Annotated in this window: 1 protein-coding gene; it reads left to right on the top strand. The window is 50.8% G+C overall.

The window, feature by feature from the left end; all coding sequences use genetic code 11:
- Positions 1-559: S-layer homology domain-containing protein (locus COY37_RS07985; protein ID WP_286977130.1), on the top strand; the 559-nt coding region annotated here is incomplete at its 5' end.
- Between the last annotated feature and the right edge of the window lie 256 nt (positions 560-815).

Below are 815 nucleotides of genomic sequence, written 5' to 3'. Positions count from 1 at the left end.
GCTCAGCCTGAAGAGCACATGGATCTACCAGATGGGCGGCACGTTCCCCGATGTCTCGCTGAACTACTGGGCTTTTACCCAGATCGAGGATCTGGTTAAGCGCGGCGTTATCGCCGGGTATTCAGACGGCACGTTCAAGCCCGACGAGATCGTAACCAGGGGACAGTTCGCCAAGATGCTCTGCCTTGCACAAGGTATCCCAACGGACGGCTCAAACACCTTCACCGACGTCAAGGGACACTGGGCGGAATCCTATATATCGGCGCTTGTAACCAATGGGATTATCGGTGGCTATCCGGACGGCACCTTCAGGCCGGAAGCACGGATCAGCCGCGCCGAGATATGCTCGGTAATAGCCCGGGCGATGGACTTAAGCCCCGGATCAAACAAGAGTTCGTTCCCGGATATTGAGGGGCACTGGGCAAAAAACGTTATCCAGCTCATCGCCTCAAACGGCATCGTCACCGGCTGCACCGACGGCAACTTCAAGCCAAATGCCAGCGCAAACAGGGCGGAAGTATCGGTTATAATCTACCGCACGCTTGCATTTGCACAATAGCACATATGGTCTTGCAGGTTTCGCTTGCACAGGATATAATGTTAGGGCAGAATAATACTACCGATTGCCAAGGAGCAAAAATGAGTCCTGAAGAAAGAAAAGAATTCATACAAATATTTAACGAAGGCATTGAGCAGGTAATACTACCTTATTTTGCTCGTATACAAGAAGAGATTGCAGGAATCCATATTGAACTCTCTGAAATAAAGCAAGACGTCGCCGTACTAAAGCAAGACGTCGCCGTACTAAAGCAAGA

It is taken from the genome of Candidatus Aquicultor secundus, assembly GCF_002791875.1.
GTDB lineage: Bacteria > Actinomycetota > Aquicultoria > Aquicultorales > Aquicultoraceae > Aquicultor_A > Aquicultor_A secundus.
The sequence above is the reverse complement of the archived record's forward strand: the minus strand, read 5'-3'. Positions and strand labels throughout refer to the sequence as shown.